General features: G+C 59.8%; 23 protein-coding genes and 1 pseudogene. 2 read left to right on the top strand and 22 right to left on the bottom strand.

The window, feature by feature from the left end:
* Positions 1-19: 19 nt before the first annotated feature.
* The 8 genes from N4R57_10885 to N4R57_10920 form a co-directional block, all read right to left on the bottom strand.
* The gene (locus N4R57_10885) at positions 20-1,009 is read right to left on the bottom strand and encodes an ABC transporter substrate-binding protein (protein UYV39453.1); all 990 of its coding nucleotides are present in this window, start codon (positions 1,007-1,009) and stop codon (positions 20-22) included.
* Between the two features lie 105 nt (positions 1,010-1,114).
* Positions 1,115-1,951 (bottom strand): ABC transporter permease, encoded by an 837-nt coding sequence (locus N4R57_10890; GenBank protein UYV39454.1) that lies wholly within the window; start codon positions 1,949-1,951, stop codon positions 1,115-1,117.
* Complete coding sequence (locus N4R57_10895) at positions 1,948-2,952, bottom strand: ABC transporter permease subunit (protein UYV39455.1); 1,005 nt, start codon at positions 2,950-2,952, stop codon at positions 1,948-1,950. Before N4R57_10895 ends, N4R57_10890 begins: the two co-directional genes overlap by 4 nt.
* A gap of 189 nt (positions 2,953-3,141) precedes the next feature.
* On the bottom strand, positions 3,142-3,927 hold the full coding sequence (locus tag N4R57_10900) for an ABC transporter ATP-binding protein (GenBank protein UYV39456.1): 786 nt from the start codon (positions 3,925-3,927) through the stop codon (positions 3,142-3,144).
* A 1-nt stretch (position 3,928) separates the two neighbouring features.
* On the bottom strand, positions 3,929-5,386 hold the full coding sequence (hydA, locus tag N4R57_10905; protein ID UYV39457.1) for a dihydropyrimidinase: 1,458 nt from the start codon (positions 5,384-5,386) through the stop codon (positions 3,929-3,931).
* A gap of 20 nt (positions 5,387-5,406) precedes the next feature.
* Positions 5,407-5,757, bottom strand: coding sequence for a hypothetical protein (locus N4R57_10910; GenBank protein ID UYV39458.1), 351 nt, complete (start codon positions 5,755-5,757; stop codon positions 5,407-5,409).
* On the bottom strand, positions 5,754-5,996 hold the full coding sequence (locus tag N4R57_10915; protein UYV39459.1) for a hypothetical protein: 243 nt from the start codon (positions 5,994-5,996) through the stop codon (positions 5,754-5,756). The genes N4R57_10910 and N4R57_10915 overlap by 4 nt, the downstream gene beginning before the upstream one ends.
* Positions 5,996-7,255, bottom strand: coding sequence for a Zn-dependent hydrolase (locus N4R57_10920; GenBank protein ID UYV39460.1), 1,260 nt, complete (start codon positions 7,253-7,255; stop codon positions 5,996-5,998). Before N4R57_10920 ends, N4R57_10915 begins: the two co-directional genes overlap by 1 nt.
* A 265-nt stretch (positions 7,256-7,520) precedes the next feature.
* Here N4R57_10920 and N4R57_10925 point away from each other — a divergent pair, with 265 nt between their 5' ends.
* Positions 7,521-8,162: a TetR family transcriptional regulator C-terminal domain-containing protein gene (locus N4R57_10925; protein ID UYV39461.1), complete on the top strand. Its 642-nt coding sequence runs from the start codon at positions 7,521-7,523 to the stop codon at positions 8,160-8,162.
* 42 nt (positions 8,163-8,204) lie between these two features.
* On the opposite strand, the gene preA is transcribed toward N4R57_10925, so the two are convergent.
* From preA to pobA, 8 genes are all read right to left on the bottom strand, one after another.
* A complete protein-coding gene (gene preA, locus N4R57_10930) occupies positions 8,205-9,509 on the bottom strand; it encodes an NAD-dependent dihydropyrimidine dehydrogenase subunit PreA (GenBank protein ID UYV39462.1) in 1,305 nt (434 codons plus the stop codon).
* Positions 9,510-9,573: 64 nt separating this feature from the next.
* On the bottom strand, positions 9,574-10,905 hold the full coding sequence (locus N4R57_10935; GenBank protein UYV39463.1) for an NAD(P)-dependent oxidoreductase: 1,332 nt from the start codon (positions 10,903-10,905) through the stop codon (positions 9,574-9,576).
* A gap of 148 nt (positions 10,906-11,053) precedes the next feature.
* On the bottom strand, positions 11,054-11,743 hold the full coding sequence (locus N4R57_10940; protein ID UYV39464.1) for an ABC transporter ATP-binding protein: 690 nt from the start codon (positions 11,741-11,743) through the stop codon (positions 11,054-11,056).
* Positions 11,740-12,507 (bottom strand): ABC transporter ATP-binding protein, encoded by a 768-nt coding sequence (locus tag N4R57_10945; GenBank protein UYV39465.1) that lies wholly within the window; start codon positions 12,505-12,507, stop codon positions 11,740-11,742. Before N4R57_10945 ends, N4R57_10940 begins: the two co-directional genes overlap by 4 nt.
* On the bottom strand, positions 12,500-13,486 hold the full coding sequence (locus tag N4R57_10950; protein UYV39466.1) for a branched-chain amino acid ABC transporter permease: 987 nt from the start codon (positions 13,484-13,486) through the stop codon (positions 12,500-12,502). The genes N4R57_10945 and N4R57_10950 overlap by 8 nt, the downstream gene beginning before the upstream one ends.
* A gap of 1 nt (position 13,487) precedes the next feature.
* Complete coding sequence (locus tag N4R57_10955) at positions 13,488-14,405, bottom strand: branched-chain amino acid ABC transporter permease (GenBank protein UYV39467.1); 918 nt, start codon at positions 14,403-14,405, stop codon at positions 13,488-13,490.
* A 167-nt stretch (positions 14,406-14,572) separates the two neighbouring features.
* Positions 14,573-15,712: an ABC transporter substrate-binding protein gene (locus tag N4R57_10960; protein ID UYV39468.1), complete on the bottom strand. Its 1,140-nt coding sequence runs from the start codon at positions 15,710-15,712 to the stop codon at positions 14,573-14,575.
* Positions 15,713-15,973: 261 nt separating this feature from the next.
* Positions 15,974-17,146 carry a 4-hydroxybenzoate 3-monooxygenase gene (gene pobA / locus N4R57_10965; protein ID UYV39469.1) on the bottom strand — a complete coding sequence of 391 codons (1,173 nt, stop codon included), beginning with the start codon at positions 17,144-17,146 and terminating at the stop codon, positions 15,974-15,976.
* 93 nt (positions 17,147-17,239) lie between these two features.
* Between pobA and N4R57_10970 the strand changes: the two genes are divergently transcribed.
* Positions 17,240-18,097: a helix-turn-helix domain-containing protein gene (locus N4R57_10970; protein ID UYV39470.1), complete on the top strand. Its 858-nt coding sequence runs from the start codon at positions 17,240-17,242 to the stop codon at positions 18,095-18,097.
* An 18-nt stretch (positions 18,098-18,115) separates the two neighbouring features.
* On the opposite strand, the gene N4R57_10975 is transcribed toward N4R57_10970, so the two are convergent.
* The 6 genes and pseudogenes from N4R57_10975 to N4R57_11000 form a co-directional block, all read right to left on the bottom strand.
* Positions 18,116-18,964 (bottom strand): class III extradiol dioxygenase family protein, encoded by an 849-nt coding sequence (locus N4R57_10975; GenBank protein UYV39471.1) that lies wholly within the window; start codon positions 18,962-18,964, stop codon positions 18,116-18,118.
* A 12-nt stretch (positions 18,965-18,976) separates the two neighbouring features.
* Entirely contained in the window at positions 18,977-19,336 is a 360-nt protein-coding gene (locus N4R57_10980; protein UYV39560.1) for a protocatechuate 4,5-dioxygenase subunit alpha, read from the bottom strand.
* A gap of 69 nt (positions 19,337-19,405) precedes the next feature.
* Positions 19,406-20,299 carry an amidohydrolase family protein gene (locus N4R57_10985; protein UYV39472.1) on the bottom strand — a complete coding sequence of 298 codons (894 nt, stop codon included), beginning with the start codon at positions 20,297-20,299 and terminating at the stop codon, positions 19,406-19,408.
* Positions 20,296-21,276, bottom strand: a pseudogene (locus tag N4R57_10990) (4-oxalomesaconate tautomerase). The gene N4R57_10985 and the pseudogene N4R57_10990 overlap by 4 nt, the downstream one beginning before the upstream one ends.
* Positions 21,277-21,520: 244 nt before the next feature.
* Positions 21,521-22,213 (bottom strand): 4-carboxy-4-hydroxy-2-oxoadipate aldolase/oxaloacetate decarboxylase, encoded by a 693-nt coding sequence (locus N4R57_10995; GenBank protein ID UYV39473.1) that lies wholly within the window; start codon positions 22,211-22,213, stop codon positions 21,521-21,523.
* An 11-nt stretch (positions 22,214-22,224) separates the two neighbouring features.
* Positions 22,225-22,962 (bottom strand): PIG-L family deacetylase, encoded by a 738-nt coding sequence (locus N4R57_11000; GenBank protein UYV39474.1) that lies wholly within the window; start codon positions 22,960-22,962, stop codon positions 22,225-22,227.
* Between the last annotated feature and the right edge of the window lie 14 nt (positions 22,963-22,976).

Consider the following 22,976-nt stretch of genomic DNA (forward strand, 5'->3'; position numbering starts at 1 on the left):
TAGATATGGCTTTGATAGCTTACTTCAGAGCCTCATCCGAAATCGCATGGCTCCACGCGCCTTCGGGTTTTTTGGTGATCACAGGATCGGACCCCGCCGAGAGGAGCGTCATTACCGTGCGATCATAATCGCCCGGTTCCAGCGCGCCGTTCGAGCCGGCGGTGAGCTTGGCAATTTCGCGCATCATCCGCTTCTGGTGCTTTTCGGTCTGTGCGCCCGAGGCGTCATTGTCGAGCACAATCATCGCCGCTTCGTCCGGGTTCATTTCGGCGTATTTCCAGCCCTTCATCGAAGCGCGGACAAATTTGACCATCTTGGCTTTAAAGGCGTCGTCCTGGAGGTTTTTGCCCAGCACATACATGCCGTCTTCGAGCGTGGCGACGCCCTGTTCCTCATATTTGAACACGACCAGCTCTTCCGGGGTGAGGCCCGCGTCGATGATCTGCCAGTACTCGTTATAGGTCATGGTCGAGACGCAATCGGCCTGACCGTTGAGGATCGGATCGACGTTGAAGCCCTGCTTGAGCACGGTAACACCGTCATCGCCGCCATCGGTCGAAAGGCCGAGTTTGCTCATCCAGCTGAGGAACGGGTATTCATTGCCGCCGAACCAGACGCCGAGGGTCTTGCCCTTGAAGTCGGCAGGCGAAGAAATACCGCTGTCCTTGCGACAGGTCAGCATCATGCCCGAGCTTTTGAACGGCTGCGCGATATTGACGAGGTCGAGCCCCTTCTCGCGGCTGGCCAGAGCCGATGGCATCCAGTCAAGCACCACATCGGCACCGCCACCGGCGATCACCTGAGCGGGGGCGACATCGGGGCCGCCGGGTTTGATGGTCACGTTCAGGCCTTCTTCCTCGTAAAAGCCTTTGTCGAGCGCCACGTAGTAGCCGGCAAATTGCGCCTGCGTTACCCATTTGAGTTGGAGCGTTACGTCATCGGCCGCTTGGGCGATCGTGCCGCCTAGTGCCATAGCCCCGGCGAGGGCCGCTGTGAACAGGTGTTTCATAAGTCTTTCTCCTTGTTGGCTGTTGGTAAGTTTGTTTGGCTTTTTGTTTGTTGTTTTTCGCTCTGAGCCTCTGGTTTATGCGGTCTGTCTCTGGTGCCTTGTTTCCTATCCTCGTTGTGACGGATGCCAGAAGGTCACCACTTTCTCAGCCAGCGCGACCGCGCCGTAGAAGGCGGACCCCACGAGGGCTGCCATGGCAATTTCCGACCATACCATGTCAAGCGCAAGCCGTCCCACTTCGGTTGAGATGCGAAAGCCCATCCCCTTGATCGGAGAGCCGAAAAATTCAGCAACAATCGCGCCGATCAGGGCCAGCGTCGAGCTGATCTTGAGGCCATTGAAGATGAACGGCATGGCCGCAGGCAGGCGCAATTTGAGCAGGTTCTGGCGGTAAGAGGCCGCGTAGGTGTGCATCAGATCGCGCTGCATCTTCTCGGAGGCTTGCAAACCTTCGACGGTGTTCACGAGCATCGGGAAAAACACCATGACCACCACGACCGCCGCCTTGGATTGCCAACCAAAGCCGAACCACATCACGAGGATCGGCGCCATGCCGACAATCGGCAGCGCGGCGACAAAATTGCCCACCGGCAGCAGCCCGCGTTGCAGGAACGGCGAGCGGTCCACCGCGATGGCCGTCAGGACCGCAGCAATGCAGCCGATCAGATAGCCCGACAAGGCGCCTTTGAAGAAGGTCTGTACCAGGTCGGTCCAGAGCGTCGCAATCTCTTGGGCAAAGGTTGCGCCAATGGCCGAGGGTGCAGGCAAAAGCACCGGGTTGATGTTGAACCCGCGCACCATGCCTTCCCACAGGATCAACAGGGTGATCCCGAAGATTGTCGGCACAAAGAAGCGCACCCACGTCTCGCTTCGCCGCGACAGATAGCTGTTGAGCGCCCATGCAGCGAGCCAGAAAGCCAGTGATCCCCAGACCCAGATCATCGCGCGAACCCCATGCGTTTGAGGGTGATGTTTTGAACGGCCCCGATGGACCAGACCAGCAGCGCCGCCAGAGCCGCCGCCGCAAGCAGGGCCGACCAGATCTGCACGGTTTGACCATAGTAACTGCCCGCCAGCAGACGCGCCCCGAGGCCGCCGTTTTGCGACAGGCTCAGCTCGGCCACCACGGCACCAATAAGTGAGGCCGCGACGCCAACCTTGAGCGAGGCAAACAGATAGGGCATCGAGCTTGGCAAGCGCAATTTCCAGAACGTCGCGGCGCGAGAGGCGTTCCATGTCATCATCTGGTCAAGCTGCATCCGACCGGGACTGCGCAGGCCCTTGACCATGCCGACGACAACGGGAAAGAAGCTGAGATACATCGAGATCACGCCTTTGGCGATGATGTCATCGACATTCAGCGCAGAGAGCACAACCACGATCATCGGCGCAATCGCAAGGATCGGCACGGTTTGGCTGGCGATGATCCACGGCATCACCGACATGTCCATGGCCCGCGAATAGACGATGGACACCGCCAGAATGATCCCCAGCAACGTGCCGAAGGCAAAGCCCAGAAGCGTTGCCGACAGGGTGATCCGGCTGTGATAGATCAGGCTACGCTTGGCCTCTGTCGCGAAGGTCGCATAAACCGCGTAAGCCTTTTTATAGAGCGAGCTGCGGTCATCAAAGCCTTCGGGTTTGGGGCCTTTCAGCCTCGGCTTCATCGCGAAAGTGGTTTTCCACAGCTCCCGACCCACCTGATGCGGCGCGGGCAGTTGCGGGCGCTCTTGCTCAAACACCTCAGACCAGAGTGACGGGTTCTTGAAGGTCAGCGCAAGCCGCCCCATTTTGCGCCGCTCGGGGGCCGAGGTCGGCGTGACCTCCTGCCCGGCCCGATCGGCCTGGATCGCGGCTTCGAGCATGTTCATCGGAATACAGGCGACATACCAAATCGCGATCAGCGTCGCCACTACCACAAGAATGGACAGGAGAGACTTCATGCGCGCCCCCTCGCCCATTTGGCGAATTTGGCTTCATCTTGCTCTAAATACTCAAATCCCAACGCGGGCAACACAGAGCAGTTTTTGGAGTGTTTTAGGAAAGATGAAACGAACCGCCTCCCTACCCAAATTGCGCTGTGCCTTCGGGCGGCGCGGTTTTGCCCCTGTCGGCCGACCCATGAGAATTGATCAGTCATCATAGGCATGCCCCGCGCGAAGCCCGTCGCGGACGCGGTGGGCGATTTCGAGGAACTCTGGCGTGTCGCGGATATCAAGCGGGCGCTCGCGCGGCAGAGGGCTTTCGATCACATCGGTGATCCGGCCCGGGCGCGGCGACATGACGACGATCTTGGTGGAAAGATACACCGCTTCGGGGATGGAATGGGTGACAAAGCCGATGGTTTTGTTGGTCTTACCCCAGAGCTTCAGGAGTTGCTCGTTCAAATGATCACGAACAATCTCGTCGAGCGCACCGAAGGGTTCGTCCATCAAGAGAATATCGGCATCAAACGCGAGCGCGCGTGCGATCGAGGCGCGTTGTTGCATGCCGCCGGATAGCTGCCAAGGGAATTTCTTGTCAAACCCTTCAAGATCAACGAGTTCGAGGACTTTTCTCACCCTTTCTGCGCGTTCAGCTTTGGAGAACCCCATGATTTCCAGCGGCAGTTTGATATTGCCGGAAATGGTGCGCCATGGGTAGAGCCCTGCCGCTTGGAATACATAGCCATAGGCACGCGCGCGGCGCGCTTCTTCCGGGCTCATGCCATTGACGGTGACGGAACCGCCTGTCGGCTCTTCCAGCGCGGCGATGACGCGCAGGAAGGTGGTTTTGCCACAGCCGGACGGGCCGATGAAGCTGACGAAATCGCCTTTGTTGATGTCGAGAGAGACATCTTTCAGAGCGTGGATCGGGCCATCGTTGGTATGGAACGTCAGGTCGAGGTTCTGTGCCTGGATGACAGTATTGGTGGTCAAGTTACACCCCCGACGCCGGAATGCCGGTCCGTTGCACAGGTTGCGGCGCGGTCAGCTCTTTCCATTGGCTGAGGGCGCGGTTCACGGTGGCGTTGGGGGCGCGTTCGACAAATTTGCCGTGGCCCTCTTGGGTTTTGACTTCGCCGTCCATCACAGCGATCTGGCCGCGGGTGAGCGTATAACGCGGCAGGCCTTTGACTTTTTGGCCTTCAAAGACGTTATAGTCGATCGCCGATTGCTGCCCATTGGCCGAGATGGTTTTCTCTTTCTCCGGGCCCCAGACCACGAGGTCGGCGTCGGCGCCAACAAGAACAGCGCCCTTTTTAGGGTAGCAATTCAATATCTTAGCGATGTTTGTTGAAGTGACTGCAACAAATTCATTCATCGTTAAGCGCCCGGTGGCAACACCGTGGGTCCAGAGCATCGGCAGACGATCTTCCAGCCCGCCTGTGCCGTTGGGGATTTTGGTGAAATCGCCAACGCCATAGCGTTTTTGTTCGGTTGTGAAGGCACAGTGATCGGTGGCAACGCAGGAGAGCGAGCCCGATTGCAGGCCGGCCCAGAGGCTGTCCTGATGTTTTTGATTACGGAACGGCGGCGACATGACGCGGCGCGCGGCGTGGTCCCAATCCTTGTTGAAGTATTCGCTTTCATCCAGCGTCAGATGTTGGATCAGCGGCTCGCCCCAGACCCGTTTGCCCTGCATGCGGGCGCGGCGGATGGCCTCGTGGCTGTCCTCGCAGGAGACATGCACCACATAGAGCGGCGCGCCCGCCATATCGGCGATCATGATGGCGCGGTTTGTCGCCTCGCCTTCAACCTGCGGCGGGCGGGAATAGGCGTGGGCTTCGGGGCCGGTGTTGCCTTCGGCCAAGAGCCGCGCAGAGAGTTCTGCGACGACATCGCCATTTTCGGCGTGGACCATCGGGGTGGCGCCGAGTTCGGCGAGGCGTTGGAAGGAGGCGTAAAGCTCATCATCATTGACCATGAGCGCGCCCTTGTAAGCGAGGAAGTGCTTAAACGTATTGATTCCACGCTCTTGCACGACGGTCTTCATGTCGTCGAACACCTGTTCGCCCCACCATGTTACGGCCATATGGAAGCTGTAATCGCAATTGGCGCGGGTCGATTTATTGTCCCAGCGTTTGAGCGCCTCTAGCAGGCTTTCGCCCGGATTGGGCAGTGCAAAATCGACCACCATCGTGGTGCCGCCGGCGAGCCCGGCGCGGGTTCCGGATTCAAAATCATCCGTTGAATAGGTCCCCATGAAAGGCATTTCGAGATGGGTGTGTGGGTCGATCCCGCCGGGCATGACATAGCAGCCGGTGGCGTCGAGTTCCTTGTCGCCTTTGAGGCCCTGTCCGATCTCGCTGATCACGCCGTCTTCGATTGCTACATCTGCCTTGTAGGTCAGATCGGCGGTGACAATGGTGCCGTTCTTGATGATTGTCGTGCTCATTGTCTTGGTCTCCCTCTTGTTCAGTGTATCGACCCGAAGACGGCCATGGCATCGCCATGCACGCCGATATCGACGGGTCCGAATTTGCTTTCCACGGCGAGCGAAAAATGCCCGGCCCATGGGATGTAAATCACCCGGTAACTGCCGTTGGAGCGGGTGACAGAATAGCAGGTTTCGACCATGCCGCCGCAGAACAGCACTTCGGTTTCCTGCGGTGCGATCAGCGCCTCGCGAAACTCGGCCAGAGTGGCGCGGTGCCAGTCGGCGGGCATCGGGGCCACCTGCCCCACGGTGCGCAGATTGCCCGCGTCGGGGTCGTAGTCGTGAAGCTCGGTCGCGATCAGGGTCGATATGGAGGCGGCTTCGCTCACCCAATGCACCCGATAAAGACAAAGGACAGGTCCTTGCGCACATAGTAGCAGTTTTCGGAGCTGACGAAGACGTCGGATTTCTTGACCGACCGCGGGATTTTGCTGGCCAAATCCGAGGGCAGTTTAAAATCAACCGTTCTGAGCGTCAGGGTTTCGGCCTGAGCGGGCGCCGCTGTGACAAGCGCCAAGCCCAGTGCGAGGGTTAAGCCCGGAACGAATGGTGCAGGCATCAGGCGCATCACACGATCTCCGCCGTTTCGACCACGGCATGCATCAGAACATCCGCCCCGGCAGTGGCCCATTCGCGCGAGATTTCTTCGGCTTCGTTATGGGACAGCCCGTCGACACAGGGGCACATGACCATCGCGGTGGGAGCGACCTGATTGATCCAGCAAGCGTCGTGACCGGCGCCCGAAATCAGGTCCATATGGGAATAGCCGAGCCGTTCAGCGGCGTTGCGAACTGCCGACACGCAGCTCTCGTCAAAGGCCACCGGATCAAAGCCGCCGACCTTTTCAAACTCGACCGTTAGCCCCATGTCGTCGGCGATTTTCTGACCTTCGACGCGCAGGCGGGCCTCCATGTCTTCGATCACCGAAAGCTCTGGCGAGCGGAAATCGACGGTGAAGACAACCTTGCCGGGGATCACGTTGCGCGAGTTGGGAAAGACGTCGATATGGCCCGCAGCGCCGACCGCGTGGGGCGCGTGAGACCATGCAATTTCATCGACCTTGTCGAGAATGCGCGCCATGCCGAGGCCCGCGTTTTTGCGCATGGGCATCGGGGTGGAACCGGTGTGGCTGTCTTTGCCGGTCACGGTCACTTGGGTCCAAGAGAGCCCCTGCCCGTGGGTGACGACGCCGATGTCTTTGCCTTCGGCCTCCAAGATCGGGCCTTGTTCGATGTGGAGTTCAAACATCGCGTGCATCTTGCGCGCGCCGACGGGTTCGTCGCCTTCCCAGCCGATGCGTTTAAGTTCGTCGCCAAAGGTTTTGCCTTCGGCGTCGACGCGGTCTTTGGCCCATTTTTCAGTATGGATACCGGCGAAAACACCGGAGGACAGCATGGCGGGAGCGTAGCGTGTCCCCTCTTCGTTCGTCCAGTTGGTGACGACGATCGGATGTTTCGTCTTGATGTCGAGATCGTTGAGAGTGCGCACGATTTCGAGCCCGCCAAGCACGCCGAGGATGCCGTCGTATTTGCCGCCTGTGGGCTGGGTATCAAGGTGAGAGCCGACATAGACCGGCAGCGCGTCTGGATCGGTGCCGTCGCGTTGCGCGAACATGTTGCCCATGCTGTCGAGCCCCATCGTGCAGCCCGCCGCCTCGCACCATTTCTGGAACAGTACGCGCCCCTCGCCGTCTTCGTCTGTCAGGGTCTGGCGGTTGTTACCGCCGGCGACGCCGGGGCCGATCTTGGCCATGTCCATGAGGCTGTCCCAAAGGCGGTCGCCATTGATCCTGAGGTTCTCTCCCGGTGCTGACTTTGCGGCTGGCATGGGTGCGTCCTTCCTGCGTAAATTTTACGCAACGGGGGTGGTTGATCGTTTGCACATCCCCCGATGCATTTATTTTGACCAACTGGTAAAAGCCACGCTAACACGGCTTTACAGGCAGTCAAGAACTTCGCATCATGAAGCCCCTGCCGCCAAGAGAAAATTTAGGCGACAGGGTGACGGGTGCCTAATTCATACGCATTTGCCATGAGGCAATCGGGAAATGCTGTGCATAATCGGGCGCGTTTGCCACGGACGGGGAAAGCAGATGCAGCAGAAATCGGAGCGCCACACCAAGGCGCCGATACGCGGGAAGACCCGGATTCAGCGCAAAAACACCTCGGCCATTCTGGATGCGGCGTTAGAGATTTTTGCAGCCAACGGATTTCGCGGGGCGACGCTGGATCAGATCGCGGGCGCGGCGGGTTTGTCCAAGCCGAACCTGCTGTATTATTTTCCATCAAAGGAAGCGATCCATGCCGCCCTTCTGGACGGGTTGATGGAAACATGGCTGGACCCGCTTTATGCGCTGGATGAGGCGGGTGATCCGTTGCAGGAAATCCTGTCTTATGTGCGCCGCAAGCTAGAGATGAGCCGGGATTTTCCGAAGGAATCGCGCTTGTTTGCCAATGAAATCCTGCAAGGCGCGCCGCGGATCGGTCCGGCCCTGTCGGGCGAGTTGAAGACGTTGGTGGATGAAAAGGCCGAGGTGATCCGCAACTGGACCCGTGATGGCAAGATTGCCGAAGTGAACCCGCATCACCTTATCTTTTCAATCTGGGCGCTGACCCAGCATTACGCCGATTTTGATGTGCAGGTGCATGCGGTGTTGGGGGGCGCGGATGTGGACCCGTTTCCCGAGGCCGAACGCTATCTTGAGGCGTTGTTTACCCGGATGCTGAGCCGGTAAATTAGGGGCCGCGCAAGCCCGGAGCCTGCGCGACCGTTGTGCTTATTCGGCAGCCTGTGCCGAAGGGTTGTTGGGGTGCGTGGTCCAGTTGGCGTAGTCGTTTTCGACCGTTTTGCCGGTGCGCGGATCGACGGTGCCCGGCTCCATTTCGACCATGGTGATGCAATCCTCGACCGGGCAGACATTGACGCAGAGGTTGCAGGCGACGCATTCGGCATCGTTGACCTCGAAGACGCGGCCCTCTTTCATCCAGATCGCCTGATGCGAGGTGTCTTCGCAAGCGGCATAGCAGCGGCCGCATTTGATGCAGGCGTTCTGATCGATCTTGGCTTTGGCGATGTAGTTGAGGTTGAGATACTGCCAATCCGAGAGGTTTGGCACGGCGTTGCCGATGAATTGGTCGGTCGAGGTGTACCCCTTTTCGTCCATCCAGTCGGAAAGGCCCGAGATCATCTCCTGAACCACTTTGAAGCCATAGGTCATGGCGGCGGTGCAGACCTGCACGTTGCCCGCGCCCATAACCATGAATTCAGCCGCATCGCGCCAAGTGGTCACGCCACCGATGGCGGAAATCGGCAGGCCACGGGTTTCCGCATCACGGGCGATTTCGGCAACCATGTTGAGCGCGATGGGTTTCACCGCCGGGCCGCAGAAGCCGCCGTGGCTACCCTTGCCATCAATCGAGGGTTCGGGGCTGAAGTTATCGAGGTTAACCGAAGTGATGGAGTTGATCGTGTTGATCAGGCTCACCGCGTCGGCCCCGCCGTTATGGGCGGCGCGCGCCGGATAGCGGATGTCGGTGATGTTGGGCGTGAGTTTGACGATCACCGGCTTGTCGTAGTTTTCCTTGCACCAGCGGGTGACCATTTCGATGTATTCGGGCACCTGCCCCACCGCCGCGCCCATGCCGCGTTCGGACATGCCATGCGGGCAGCCGAAGTTGAGCTCGACCCCGTCGGCACCGGTTTCGGCCACGCGGGGGAGGATTTTCTTCCACGCCTGTTCTTCGCAAGGCACCATCAGCGAGACGATCACGGCGCGGTCGGGGTAGTCGGCTTTGACGCGGGCGATTTCTTCGAGGTTGGTTTCAAGCGGGCGGTCGGTGATCAGCTCGATATTGTTGAGACCCAGAAGCCGCCGGTCTGCGCCGTGGATCACGCCGTAGCGCGGGCCGTTGACGTTCACCACAGGCGGGCCTTCCTCGCCCAGAGTTTTCCAGACGACCCCGCCCCAGCCAGCTTCAAACGCGCGGCGCACGTTGTATTCCTTGTCTGTGGGCGGCGCCGAGGCGAGCCAGAAGGGATTGGGGCTTGTGATGCCGAGAAAGTTGGTTGTGAGATCAGCCATGTAATGGCCTCCTTTATCGTTCACCCGTCGCAACGGGCGGTATCATGGGGGAAAAGCGCAGCCGTCACTTGCTGAGCTCTGCATGGATGCTTTCGGCAGCATCGCGGCCCTGTGCCACGGCGGTGACGGTGAGGTCTTCGCCGCGCGCGGTACAGTCGCCGCCCGCCCAGATACGGGTTTGCGGGGCGGTGCGTCCGTCCTCTGCCGTGAAGAAGGCGGAACCGTCGAGTTCGACATCCTCGGGCGGGTTTTCAAGCCATTGACCGATGGCGAGCAGCACCTGATCGGCGGGGATTGCAAAGGTTTCGCCAGTGCCGACGAGGTTGGGGCCGTCTTGGGAGGTGTATTCGAAATCGACCGCTTCGACCGCAGTGTCGCCATGGGCGGCCACGGGTTTGGCGTTGAAAACCAGCCGCACGCCTTTGGAGGCGGCGAGGTCTTGTTCGAACTGGCTGGCGGGCATTGCGGATTGGTCGCGCCGGTAAGCGATGGTGACGTTTTCCGCGCCGAGCAGCTTGGCCTGAACGGCGGCGTCGACCGCTGTCATGCCGCCGCCGATCACCACAACATTGCGCCCTACGGGCAGCGTGGCCATGTCATCCGCCTGACGAAGGCGGGCGATGAAATCGACAGCTTTTTCGATGCCGCCTTTGTCGAAACCTTTGAGGTCGTAAGCACCGGGAAGGCCCATGCCGAGGAACACCGCATCATGACCATCACGCAGCGCATCGAGCGTCACGTCACGGCCAAGCGCCGTATCGTAGCGGATCTCGATCCCGCCGATGGCGAGGAGCCAGTCAACTTCGGATTGGGCATAGCCGTTCACGGTCTTGTAGCTGGCGATGCCGAATTCGTTGAGGCCGCCGGCTTTGCTGCGGGCCTCGAAGATCACCACGTCATGACCGTGCATCGCAAGGCGGTGGGCACAGGCGAGACCTGCGGGCCCTGCCCCCACGACCGCGACCGTTTTGCCGGTCGAGGGCGCGCGCGTGTAGGGTTGCGGGCCGTGGGCCATGGCAGCGTCGGTGGCGTAGCGTTGCAGGCGGCCGATCTCGACCGGCTTGCCTTCGGCGACTTCGCGCACGCAGACTTCCTCGCAGAGGGTTTCTGTTGGACAGACCCGCGCGCACATGCCGCCGAGGATGTTCTGATCAAAGATCGTCTTGGCCGCCGCGAGCGGCGTGTCGGTTGCGATCTGGCGAATGAACAGCGGGATGTCGATGCTGGTTGGGCAGGCCTCCATACAGGGAGCATCGTGGCAGAAGTAGCAGCGATCAGCCGCAACCTGTGCTTCATGCGCGTCGTATGGGGCGTGAAGATCGGTGAAATTAGAGGCGAGTTGGTTGGGGCTGAGCCGTCCTGCGACGATACCCGGACTGCGTTGAGATGGCGGCATTAGCTTTCTCCCTGTCGTCTTGGAAACACGTTTTTTATTGCTAACAAGGTGCCACAATCCATTTTTTTATCAAATGGTAAATTTTTAAAACGCGAAAAAAATGCCTAATGCCCCGGCATGAGGGTGAAAATGCCCTCAAAACAGGCAGTCAGACGCCGAGATAGCGGTCGCTGGTTTCCGGGTCGAGATCGCTGAAAGCGCCAGTCCAGACGGTTTGGCCGCGCTGAAGAATCACGGCGCGGTCGGCGACGCTGGCAAGTTCCTTGAGCGATTTATCGACAACGATGATCGCAAGGCCGGTTTCGGATTTGAGGCGTTTGATGGCGGCCCAGATCTCTTGTCGGATCACCGGGGCGAGGCCTTCGGTTGCCTCGTCAAGGATCAGCAGACGCGGGTTGGTCATGAGAGCGCGCCCGATAGCGAGCATCTGTTGCTCGCCGCCCGAGAGCGAGGCCGACATCTGATCGTGGCGCTCTTCGAGGCGGGGGAAAAGCGTGGCCACTTTGGCGAGCGTCCATTCGCCGGGCCGCGCGGCGGCGACAAGGTTTTCGCGCACATTGAGGTTGGGAAAACAGCGCCGCCCTTCGGGCACGAGGCCAAGCCCGGCGCGCGCGGCGCGGTGCGAGGGCCAGCGTGCGATGTCGTCACCGTCAAACACGATCGAACCGCTGCGATGCTTCATCATCCGGCAGATGGTTTTGATCGTGGTGGATTTGCCCATGCCGTTGCGCCCCATCAGGGCGACAACCTGTCCCGGTTCCACCCGGAAGGTCACATCAAACAGGGCTTGTGACGGGCCATAAAAGGCCGAGACATTGGCAAGGCGCAGAAGGCTCATTGGATCGCTTCCTCTTCGTCTTCTTCACCGAGGTAGGCCTCGCGCACATCGGGGTTTGTGCGGATCTCGTCCGGGGTGCCGGTGGCAATGATGCGGCCATAAACCAGCACGCTGATCCGGTCGGCCAGTTGGAAGACCGCATCCATGTCATGTTCGACCAGTAGGATCGGCGCGCGGGTTTTGAGCTTGTGCAGGAAGGTGACCAACAGGGCCGAGCCTTCGGCACCGAGGCCCGCCATCGGCTCGTCCATCAAAAAGGCATGCGGATTGAGGGTGAGCGCGACGGCGACCTCAAGCTGGCGGCGTTGCCCATGCGACAGATCGGCGGTGCGGAAACTGGCGAACTCTTCGAGCCCGACCTCGCCAAGTGCGGCCATGGCCGTATCGCGCAGCGCCCTGTCCTGCATCACGGGTTTGAACAGGCCGAGCCGTTTTTGCCGCGCACCAAGCGCGCCGAGCACCGCGTTTTGCAGCACGGTGTCCTCCATCGCGAGCGAGCTGATCTGGAACGTGCGGCCCAGCCCGGCGCGGGCGCGGGCCACGGTGTCCTGTGCGGTCACGTCGCGGCCTTCGAGCACGACGCGGCCCGCATCGGGTTTGAGGCTTCCGGCGATCTGGGCGATCAGCGTGGATTTGCCCGCGCCGTTGGGGCCGATCAGCGCGTGGATTTCACCGGGGTAAAGATCGAGCGTCACATTGTCCGAGGCCTTGAGCGCGCCGAAGCTTTTGGTGATGCCGTCAATGTGCAGCAATGGTTCAGTCATCGCGCTTGTCCTCCCCCGCCAGCAGGCCGATCAGCCCGCCGCGTGCAAAGAGCACGACGAGCAGCAACAGAAAGCCGAGATAGATGTGCCAATAGTCGCTGACCCCGCCGAGGATCTCTTCGAGCAGAATAAACAGCGCCGCCCCGGCGACCGGACCGAACAGGCGGGCCACCCCTCCGAGGATGACAAAGACCATGATCTCGCCCGAGGTTTGCCAGCTGAACATCGCCGGGCTGACGAAACGGTTGAGATCGGCAAAGAGCGCCCCGGCCAGCCCGGTGATCGCGCCCGAGATGACAAAGGCCGCGAGGCGCAGGCGGTAGGGTTCGATGCCCACGGCGCGGCTGCGGGCTTCGTTCTGGCGTGCGGCATTGAGCGCGAGGCCGAAGCCCGAGCGGGTGATCCGCGCGACAATAAACAGCGCCAGCCCCAGCATGACATAGGTGATGGCAAAGAATTGGATCGGGTCGAGGGTATTTAGCCCCGGAAAACGGTCACGCACATAGATCGACAGCCCGTCCTCGCCGCCATAGGCCGGCCAGGAGATGGTGAAGTAATAAAACATCTGCCCAAAAGCGAGCGTGATCATGATGAAATAGACGCCGGAGGTGCGCAGACTGAGCGCGCCTGTCACGACGGCCGCGAGAGCCGCGGCGATAAGCGCCACGATCCAGATCACCGGCATGAATTGCGTGCCTTCGATCAGGAACGGGCTTTCCATCAGCGGCGTATAGCTTTGGGCATGGCTGGCGAGGATGCCAGCGGCGTAGCCTCCGATGCCAAAGAACATCGCGTGTCCGAGGCTGACCAAGCCGCCAAGCCCAAGCGCGAGGTTGAGCCCGACCCCGGCCAGAGCAAGGATCGTCACGCGGGTGGTGAGCGTGATGATATAGGGCTCGTCCGAGGCATAGGCCCAGAGCGGCACGGCCAGCAGGCCAAGCGCCAGAACGGTGTTCATAAGGAGTTCTCTGCGGCCCATGTCACGCGCTCCCGTAGAGGCCGGTGGGTTTGAACAGCAACACCCCCGCCATGAGGATATAGATCGACATCGACGCCAGCGCCGCGCCGACCGAGGTGGCGGCGGACGGGTCCATGAAGGTGCCGAAGGCGACCGGCAGAAGCACCCGGCCAAGCGTATCGGTCAGCCCGACGAGCAGCGCGCCAACGAAGGCGCCCCTGATCGAGCCGATGCCGCCGATCACGATGGTGACGAACGCAAGGATCAGCACCGGCTCGCCCATGCCGACCTGCACCGATTGGATCGCGCCGACAAGCGCACCGGCAAAGCCAGCCAGCGCGGCGCCGAGGGCAAAGACAGCCGTGTAGAGCACCGAGATATTGACGCCGAGCGCGCCAATCATCTCGCGGTCACTCTCTCCGGCGCGGATGCGCATGCCGATGCGGGTTTTGGCGATCAGCAGGAACAGCGCCGCCGCCACAGCAAAGCCGATCACGATGATCGCAAGGCGATAGGCCGGATAGGCGATGCCACCGGGGAGGTGCACCGGGCCAGAGAGCATCTTGGGCACATCAAGGTACAGCGGGAACGACCCAAAGGCCCACCGTGTGCCTTCCGAAAAGATCAGGATCAGCGCGAAGGTGGCGAGCACCTGATCGAGGTGGTCGCGGTCATAAAGCCGCCGGATCACCAGGATTTCCACCAGCACACCGGCGAGCGCCGCCGCCGCCAGCGCTGCAATCAACGCCAGCGTGAAGCTGCCTGTGGCCGAAGCAACCGCCGCCGCCGCAAAGGCCCCCACCATATAGAGCGAGCCATGTGCGAGGTTGATCAGCCCCATGACCCCGAAAATCAGCGTGAGACCGGCGGACATCAGGAACAACATCACACCCGATTGCAGACCGTTGAGGATTTGTTCAATCAGTAGAAGGACAGACATTCAGACCATTTCAATGCTTTGGCGCAGCGGAATTTGACGCAAATTCCGTGTCGTTTTCCGAGGCGGAAAACAGGTGCCCGACGGTTGCGGTGACCGGAATTCGTGACGAATTCCGAAACGTTTTTCGTGACGAAAAACGCCCCCGATCAGAAACCGGGGGCATTGGCTCACATCTTGCAGTCAGCACCATAAGAGTCGGAGTGCCCGGTCGCAGCGGTGCCGATGATCTTGTTGGTCACAACATCGCCTTCCTTGACCACTTCGCGCATATAGATGGTTTGCACAGGGTGGTGGTTGTCAGCGAAGCTGAACTCTCCACGGGTTGAGGCGAAATCGGCGGCTTTGAGGGCTGCGCGGAAAGCATCGGCGTCTTTCACGTCGGCCTTGTCCATCGCCGAGATCAACAGCAGCGCCGCATCAAACCCTTGGCTTGCATAGAGCGACGGCAGGCGACCGTATTCAGCCGTGAAGGTCTCGACGAAAGCCTTGTTGGCGGGATTGTCGATGTCTTTCGACCAATGCGAGGTGTTTTTCACACCCAATGCGGCCTCGCCAATCGCGCCAAGGATACCTTGGTCAAAGCTGAAGGCCGGACCCATGACAGGTTTCTCGGCACCCGAGCCTGCGTATTGCTTCATGAAGGAGATCCCCATGCCGCCGGGCAGGAAGTAATAGACCATGTCGGCCTCAGTCGCCTTGATCTGGGCGATTTCGGCGGCGTAGTCGGTCTGGCCGAGTTTGGTATAGACCTCGGAGGCGACCTCACCTTTGAAGAAGCGTTTGAAGCCCGCGATCATGTCTTTGCCGGCCGGGTAGTTCGGCGCCAGCAAGAAGACTTTGCCAATGCCATTTTCGCTGGCCCATGCGCCGGCGGCCTCGTTAAAGGCGTCGTTCTGCCAAGCGACGTTGAAATAGTTCTTGTTACAGCCCCGCCCCGCGAGCGCGGACGGACCGGCATTGGGCGAGATATAGAATTTGCCCTGTGCGGTCACCGACGGCACAACGGCCATGGCGAGGTTGGACCAGATGATGCCGGTCAGAACGTCAACTTTTTCCTGCTGCACCAATTTGTCGGCCAGTTGCACGGCAATATCGGGTTTGCGCTGATCATCCTCGATCACCAGTTCAATATCCGTTTTGCCAGATTGTTTGACTGCCAGCATGAAGCCGTCGCGCACGTCGATGCCAAGCCCGGCACCACCGCCAGACAGCGTGGTAATCATCCCGACTTTAAGCCCCTCGGCCTGCCCCGCCGTGGCCGTGAGCGCAGCCAGACACAGCGCGCTTGCGTATTTTCTAATACTCATTTCTCTCTCCCAGTTGACGTACCCCTCTGAAAACTTGCGAGGGTGTTTTTAATATTTTGCCGGGCCACTCCAGCACATCAATCACTGTCAAACCAGAAAAAAGTGCACTTTGATGCACAATTTATAGCAATCATAATGCAAGCAAAGGCCCGCCGTAGGGAAAGCCTAGCGGCGGGCCTATTTTATTTCAAGCTTAAAGTATTTAGCGCTTTGGGAGAGTATACGCTCGGTTTTAAGCCCTTATTACAAGGGGCTGCGCCGTTAAAAAGGCAGGCCCGTATAATTCTCAGCCAGCGAGGTGAGCGCGGCATCGGAGGAGAACAGATACTCAAGATCGGTTTGTTGCAGCCGCACATCATAGGGGATGTTGTCGGGGAAGGTGTGCAACAAGGAGGTCATCCACCAGCTGAAGCGTTGTGCTTTCCAAACCCGTGCCAGTGCCTTCTCGCTATAGCTATCGAGGCCGCTGTCGTCGCCGTTTTGGTAGTGCGCCATCAAGGCGTGGTAGAGATAGTAGATGTCAGAGGCTGCGGAGTTCAGGCCACGCGCACCGGTTGGCGGCACGATATGGGCTGCGTCCCCGGCGAGGAAGAGATTGCCATAGCGCATCGGTTCGGCCACGAAAGAGCGCAAGGGCGCGATGGATTTTTCAATTGAGGGGCCGGTTTCCAGCTTGTCCGACACCTCGTCCGGGAGGCGGGATTTAAGCTCGTCCCAGAAGGCTTCATCGGACCAATCTTCGACTTTGTCGGTGAGTGGCACCTGTATATAATAGCGGCTGAGCACTTGGCTGCGCAAGGAGCAGAGCGCAAAGCCGCGCGGGTTTTTGGCATAGACCAGTTCGGGCGAGACCGGCTTGGTGCGGCTCAGAACGCCGAGCCAGCCGAACGGGTAAACCTTCTCATATTCGGTCAGGACATCCGCGGGGATCGACTTGCGTGAGGGACCGTGGAAGCCATCGGCGCCGATGATGTAGTCACAATCAATGCGAATGATATCGTCGCCTTCGCGATAGGTCACAAAGGGCGGGGTCTCGGCCTTGATGTCGTGGAGCGTCACGTCCTCGACGTTGTGGATGACTTTGCCGTTCAATTTGTCGCGCGCTTCATAAAGGTCGCGGGTCAACTCGGTCTGACCATAGACCGTGACGGCGTTGCCGGAATATTTGTGCAGATCGACCCGGTCAAGCACGCCATCATGTGCAATATAAAACCCGTCGTGGATTTCGCCCTCACGATCCATACGCTCGCCGCATTGGGCCTCGCGCATGAGTTCGGTAAAGCCGTGTTCCAGCACCCCTGCCCTGATCCGGCCAAGCACGTATTCGCGGGAGTGTTTTTCGAGCACGACAGTGTCGATGCCTTTGAGATGCAAAAGCTGGCTCAGCATCAGGCCCGATGGGCCGCCGCCAATGATACAGACTTGGGTTTTCATGCGCTTATCCTCCGGTCGCGAATTTTAGCCAGATTAACAGTTGGGCTGTGGAAACGAATGGACCTGTCGGGCGAAAAGTTGCACTATTCGAACATGAGCCGCGCATTTGACACGATCCAGACGTTTAACCTTTTTGGGGATGATGGCGATTTGCCCGACGTGGTGCATTGCGAAACCATCGAGGCGCGTTCGCGATTGCATGATTGGGAGTTCACGCCGCACAGGCATGGTGCGTTGCATCAGGTTCTGCTGCTTGAAGACGGCGGCGGAAGGGCCAGTTTGGATGGGGTGGCGCATGTGTTGCGACCGCCACTTGTGGTCAACGTACCAAGGGGGATCGTGCATGGCTATGCGTTTGAGCCGGGGGCACGGGGGCTGGTGATTACACTGGCCGTGGAAATGCTGGACGAAAGCTTGCGCCCTGAGGAAGGGTTGGGCCAGTTGCTGGGCCGTGCGGCGGTGCTTGGGGCGGCGGATGAGATCCGGCACACGATGCATGACATCGCCGAGGTCTTTGCCACGCGTGCCTTTGCGCGGGCGCATATTTTACGAGCGCAGAGCGCGCTCCTGCTGGGACAAATCGCACAAATGATGAGCGAGAGCGAGCTTGCCGCCCAGAGCGCACCCTCTTCCGCCCTTCTGGCGCGGTTCGAGGCTTTGGTGGACAAGCAGTTCGCAGCGCATTGGAGCGTGCGCGATTACGCCGATGCCTTGGCTGTTTCGCCCACCCATCTGAGCCGGATTGCACGACAGGCCACCGGGCGACCAGCATCAAAGCTGATCGAAGAACGGTTGATGCGAGAGGCGCGGCGCAATCTAGTCTACACCAACCTGCCGGTGTCAACGATTGCCTATGCCTTGGGCTTTGACGATCCGGCCTATTTCAGCCGGGTGTTTGCGCGGGCCACGGGCCTTAGCCCGCGCAAGTTTCGGGATCGCGCCGCCTCGTGAAGCAGCGCGCCAGCCGCTTCAGGCCACGCATTCCAGAAGGAGCGTGCCGGCGGCGGTGTTCGAGATCGGGATGTGATAGTTGCGGGTGATTTCATTCACCTCATCCCCCAAGGCGCCGCGCATCATCATCCACATCAGGAATTCGGTGCCTTGCGCCCCGGCCTTTTCAACCAGTTCCATGCGGCTGATCTTGGTCAGCTCTTCCGGGTTGTTCACGATGTTCTCAAGGCAATACTGATCGAAGTCCTTGTTGATAAAGCCCGCCCGCTCTCCATCAAGTTGATGCGACAGACCACCTGTGCCGAGGATCACAATCTTGGCTTCTTCAGGGAAGCTTCGCAGCGCTTTGCCAAGGGCTTTGCCGAAATCAAGCGCACGGGCCAGCGTTGGGATTGGGTGCTGCACCGTATTGGCGCTGATCGGGACAGCGCGTGGCATGTCCGGGTTGTTCGGCGCATTGGGCCAAAAAAGCTGCATCGGGACGACAAAGCCGTGATCCACCGCGAGTTCCTGACAGGAGGTGATGTCGAAATGATCGGCCACCATGGATTCGATGATATGCCAGCTAAGCTCAGGCGCGCCGGGGAACGGATCGAGCGAAGGCAGGCCCCAGCCTTCGTCCTCGTTGCGATATTCATGCGCCGCGCCGATGGCGAAAGTCGGCATCCGGTCGAGGAAAAAGCCGAGCCCGTGATCATTGTAGATGTTGATCACATAGTCGGGCTTGTGTTCGTCGATCCAGGCGTGGACCTTGGGGTAGCCATCAAAAAAGGGTTTCCAGTAAGGATCGTCCTGCAAGTCCTGTTGAATTGCATTGCCGACCGCGGGGATATGCGAGGTGGTGATACCACCGAGAATTTTTGCCATTGCCCTACCCTCCTATGCCTGACTCTGGAGGAAGGCTTGGAATTCTTCCGTGGTGCGCCCGGTCTGCATGCCGCCGACGTCCTGTACCGAGAGTTTGAAAATCCCGGCGAGTTTGGCGAGATAGTAGATGTTGCCGCCGGTTTCGATCATTGCGAGGATATCGTTGTCGCGGATCGCCTGTTTCTGATCTTCTTTCAGGTGGTATTTGCTCATCCAGCCTTCGGGATCGGCCTTGAACGCCTCGCGGTTTTCGGCGCAATTGAAGTCATAGCACATCTTGTTCAGCTGATAGCCTTTCATGGCCTGTTTGCCGTCAAAGATGGTCGTGCCGGGAATGTCGATGTGGTAGTCGTGACTGTGATGTTCCGAAATCGCCTTCTCCTCTCGTTTTGAACGAACGTAGCTGTTTGGCGACGCCGCAACGCGGCGATCGCGATACGCTCATCGCGCCCAGTAAAGACGCATTGGGTTGTCGACTAGCAACTTGCGCTGCTGCTCAATCGTTCGCGCGATTTTCGGGATGAAATCGACCAGATTGCCATCATCAGGCATGTGGGATTTCATATTGGGATGCGGCCAATCCGTGCCCCAGAGCACGCGATCGGGGAAGCGGTCCACCACCGCTTGGGCATAGGGAATGACATCGCTATAGCCGGGTGCGCCAGAGACCGAAAGCCGCTCTGGGCAGGTTACCTTGGACCAGATGTTATCGTTGCGCTCCATGAGGTCGAGGAACCGTTGGAAATCCGGGTGGTCGACGCCTTTTTCCACGTCGGGGCGCCCCATGTGATCGACCACGAGGATGGTGGGCAGGCTTTCAAGGAATGGCACCAGCTCTTCGAGATCTGCGGCTTCAAAATAGACCACGATATGCCAGCCGAGCGGTTTGATCTTTGCTGCGATTGCGTGGAACACCTCTTTGGGCGTGTCATCGACAAGGCGTTTTACAAAGTTAAAGCGCACGCCGCGCACGCCGGCGGCATCCATCTCTTTCAACTCCGCCTCGGAGATATCCGGGGCGACGCTGGCGATGCCCCGGGCGAGGTCGCCTGCGCTTTGACAGGCATCGACCATGGCGCTGTTGTCCTTGCCATGGCATGTCGCCTGAACAATGACGTTGCGGGCAAAGCCGAGATGGTCACGCAGGGCGTAAAGCTGCTCTTTCCCGGCGTTGCAGGGGGTATATTTGCGTTCCGGCGCAAAGGGGAATTCGGGACTGGGGCCAAAGACATGGCAGTGGGCATCGACCGCGCCTTCGGGCAGTTTGAAATCAGGTGTTTTGGGATCGGGGTGAAATTCCAACCAATCAGCATCCATCACTTGTGTCTCACTCATGCGAACACCTCTCCATCCATCAGTTTGCGGGCGGTGCGCAGGATCGCGGCACTTGTCACCTCGCCAGTGTCATTCAAATCGGCCACCACGGTCATTTCGCCGGTGGGGTGCTCAACACTCAGGCTGCGCCGCGCGCCCTGCCCCCGCTGCGCCAGATCATAGGCCGGTGTCTCAGGTATAAGGCATGCAGTCGCGACCGAGACCGCGCCCAGCACGCCAATAGTTTTGTGACAGCGATGCGGAACAAAAGTCCGCGTGGCAATTGCGCCGCCATCGCGCGGGGCGCTGACCATGGTCAGCTTCGGCACCGATTTCTCGGTCACATCACCAAGGTTCATCTGCGGACCACAGGTCAGCCGGATCGCCTCAAGCCGCTGGCGCAGGTTTTGGTTCGCCTCCAGCTCCTCCGGGCTTTCCTCGCCCGTAATCCCCATATCGGCGGCCCGCATCACAACGACCGGCATGCCGTTGTCGATCATGGTCACTTCGACTCCTTCGATCACATCCACCGCGTTGCCAGTTGGCAGCAAGGCCCCGCAAGAGCTTCCCGCTGTATCTTTGAATTCAATCGAAACCGGCGCCGATGTGCCCGGAACTCCGTCAATCTGCGCCTGCCCGCCATAGCAAACTTCGCCACCCGGTGTCTGCACGGTGGCCACTGCCACTTGGCCGGTGTTTTCCATATAGATCGTGACGCGCGTTTCACGATCCTGCGCCGCGACGAGCCCACGCTCAATTGCAAATGGTCCCACCCCGGCGAGGATATTGCCGCAGTTCTGCGCATCCGTCACGATGGGCTGATCCACAAACACCTGCAAGAACAGGTAATCAACATCCACGCCGTCACGCTCCGAACGTTTCACAACCGCCACCTTCGAGGTCAGCGGATCCGCCCCGCCCATTCCATCGATTTGACGCGGATCGGGCGAGCCCATGACCCCCATCAAAAACGCGTCACGCTCTTGGGGCAAATCCTCCGCGAGAAAGTACCCCCCTTAGAGAGTCCCTCCCCGCATCCACATTGCCCTTACGCCGATTGTCATGCTTCCAGTTCCTTCATCTGACTGAAAATATCCCGGGGGGTCCGGGGGCTGGCCCCCCGGCTTTACTGCGGTCCGGGGGCTGGCCCCCGGCTTTAGTATGGTCCGGGGCGGCTGCCCGCCAGCTTTGCTATGGACCAGATGCTTGCCCCCGACCATTTGCGCTTACCTAGCCCCAGCTTCAGACGTATTTCAGCCCCTTTTCTGCAAGACGCGCGCGCATCTTGTAGATATCAAGACCCAATTCTCCCGCTTCGAATCGGGCGCGTTTCTCGCCTTCATTCGCTTCACGCGCGCGGGCTTTATCGAGCACGTCTGCCGCCTCTTCGCGGCGCACCACGACCACGCCATCATCATCGGCAACAATGATGTCGCCGGCATTGACCAATTCGTCGGCGCAGACCACTGGCACATTCACACTGCCCACTGTTTCCTTGATCGTGCCTTGGGCGCAGATCGCCTTGGACCATACGGGAAAGCCCATTTCGCCCAAATCACGGACATCGCGCACGCCGGCGTCGATGACCAATCCGCGACACCCCCGCGCCATGGCGGAGGTTGCCAGCAGATCGCCGAAATAGCCTGCGTCAGAGGGCGATGTGGTGCCGAGCACCATGATATCGCCGTCTTGCAATTGCTCGATCGCGACATGCAGCATCCAGTTGTCGTAGGGCGCGGCAAGGATCGTCACCGCCGATCCGGCCACACGCGCACCCGAATAGATCGGGCGCATGTAGGAGGCCAGCAAGCCTTTGCGCCCCTGTGCCTCGTGGACCGTGGCGACGCCACAATCTGCCAGCCCGTCGATCAGCGCCTGATCGGCGCGTTCGATCTCCTGAACGACAACGCCCATGGTTCCCGGTTGATGAGTCATGCGCGCGCCCCTTATTCGAGTTCGTCTACGGTGCGCGGGAAGACCGTTTCGAACCCTTCGGCGAATTCCGCCTTGCGCCCGCCCGCCATGCCGCCGGAGTTGCGGCGGAAGTGATTGGCACGGTTTTGCGCCACGTTCTTATAGAACTCCCAGAGGTGCTCCTGCCCCTGCATACATTGGATTGCGGCCCATTTCTTCTCCCACACCGGCGTGATGTCGAGGAACACCGAAGGCTTCCATCCCATCTGCTCGGTCTGATGCGGCTCAAACAGGTAAAGCTGTGGAGCGCCGAGCACTTTTTGACCCGGATTATGACCCCAGGCCTGAGCGATCATGCGGGTTTCCAGCGCGAATTGCGTCGTGTTCATGTGATCGGTGTTGTAGGGGTCCCAACGCGAATGCGACATCATGAAGTTGGGTTGCACATCGCGGATCACGTCGACCATGCGGTCTTGGGTTTCGCGGCCCAGATCAAGCGGGTAGTCGCCCACGTCAAAGAACTGAATATCATGTACGCCCAGTGCGGTCGCAGCGTTCTCGGCTTCTTTGCGGCGCTCGGTTTTAACCTTGTCGAGGGTCATGCCCTCTTGCTTCCAGAGCTTGGCGCTTTCGCCGCGCTCGCCATAGCTGAGGCAAACCACGGTGACATCAAAGCCGCGCTCTTGATGCAGCGCGATTGCGCCCCCGGCACGCCAGACGAAATCGGCGGAATGCGCAGAGATAACTAACGCGGTTTTCTGATCGGACATGGATGCGGGCCTCG

The sequence above is a fragment of the Rhodobacteraceae bacterium D3-12 genome (assembly GCA_025916135.1).
GTDB lineage: Bacteria > Pseudomonadota > Alphaproteobacteria > Rhodobacterales > Rhodobacteraceae > JAKGBX01.

Excerpts from the sequence above, each read along its gene's own strand:
- N4R57_10960 (UYV39468.1), bottom strand. The coding sequence starts at position 15,712 with ATGAGTATTAGAAAATACGCAAGCGCGCTGTGTCTGGCTGCGCTCACG.
- N4R57_10995 (UYV39473.1), bottom strand. The coding sequence starts at position 22,213 with ATGACTCATCAACCGGGAACCATGGGCGTTGTCGTTCAGGAGATCGAA.
- N4R57_10950 (UYV39466.1), bottom strand. The coding sequence starts at position 13,486 with ATGGGCCGCAGAGAACTCCTTATGAACACCGTTCTGGCGCTTGGCCTG.
- N4R57_10915 (UYV39459.1), bottom strand. The coding sequence starts at position 5,996 with ATGCGCCTGATGCCTGCACCATTCGTTCCGGGCTTAACCCTCGCACTG.
- hydA (UYV39457.1), bottom strand. The coding sequence starts at position 5,386 with ATGAGCACGACAATCATCAAGAACGGCACCATTGTCACCGCCGATCTG.
- pobA (UYV39469.1), bottom strand. The coding sequence starts at position 17,146 with ATGAAAACCCAAGTCTGTATCATTGGCGGCGGCCCATCGGGCCTGATG.
- N4R57_10920 (UYV39460.1), bottom strand. The coding sequence starts at position 7,255 with ATGCCAGCCGCAAAGTCAGCACCGGGAGAGAACCTCAGGATCAATGGC.
- N4R57_10975 (UYV39471.1), bottom strand. The coding sequence starts at position 18,964 with ATGGCAAAAATTCTCGGTGGTATCACCACCTCGCATATCCCCGCGGTC.
- N4R57_10885 (UYV39453.1), bottom strand. The coding sequence starts at position 1,009 with ATGAAACACCTGTTCACAGCGGCCCTCGCCGGGGCTATGGCACTAGGC.
- N4R57_10955 (UYV39467.1), bottom strand. The coding sequence starts at position 14,405 with ATGTCTGTCCTTCTACTGATTGAACAAATCCTCAACGGTCTGCAATCG.
- N4R57_10935 (UYV39463.1), bottom strand. The coding sequence starts at position 10,905 with ATGCCGCCATCTCAACGCAGTCCGGGTATCGTCGCAGGACGGCTCAGC.
- N4R57_10945 (UYV39465.1), bottom strand. The coding sequence starts at position 12,507 with ATGACTGAACCATTGCTGCACATTGACGGCATCACCAAAAGCTTCGGC.
- preA (UYV39462.1), bottom strand. The coding sequence starts at position 9,509 with ATGGCTGATCTCACAACCAACTTTCTCGGCATCACAAGCCCCAATCCC.
- N4R57_10985 (UYV39472.1), bottom strand. The coding sequence starts at position 20,299 with ATGAGTGAGACACAAGTGATGGATGCTGATTGGTTGGAATTTCACCCC.
- N4R57_10940 (UYV39464.1), bottom strand. The coding sequence starts at position 11,743 with ATGAGCCTTCTGCGCCTTGCCAATGTCTCGGCCTTTTATGGCCCGTCA.
- N4R57_11000 (UYV39474.1), bottom strand. The coding sequence starts at position 22,962 with ATGTCCGATCAGAAAACCGCGTTAGTTATCTCTGCGCATTCCGCCGAT.
- N4R57_10925 (UYV39461.1), top strand. The coding sequence starts at position 7,521 with ATGCAGCAGAAATCGGAGCGCCACACCAAGGCGCCGATACGCGGGAAG.
- N4R57_10890 (UYV39454.1), bottom strand. The coding sequence starts at position 1,951 with ATGATCTGGGTCTGGGGATCACTGGCTTTCTGGCTCGCTGCATGGGCG.
- N4R57_10895 (UYV39455.1), bottom strand. The coding sequence starts at position 2,952 with ATGAAGTCTCTCCTGTCCATTCTTGTGGTAGTGGCGACGCTGATCGCG.
- N4R57_10970 (UYV39470.1), top strand. The coding sequence starts at position 17,240 with ATGAGCCGCGCATTTGACACGATCCAGACGTTTAACCTTTTTGGGGAT.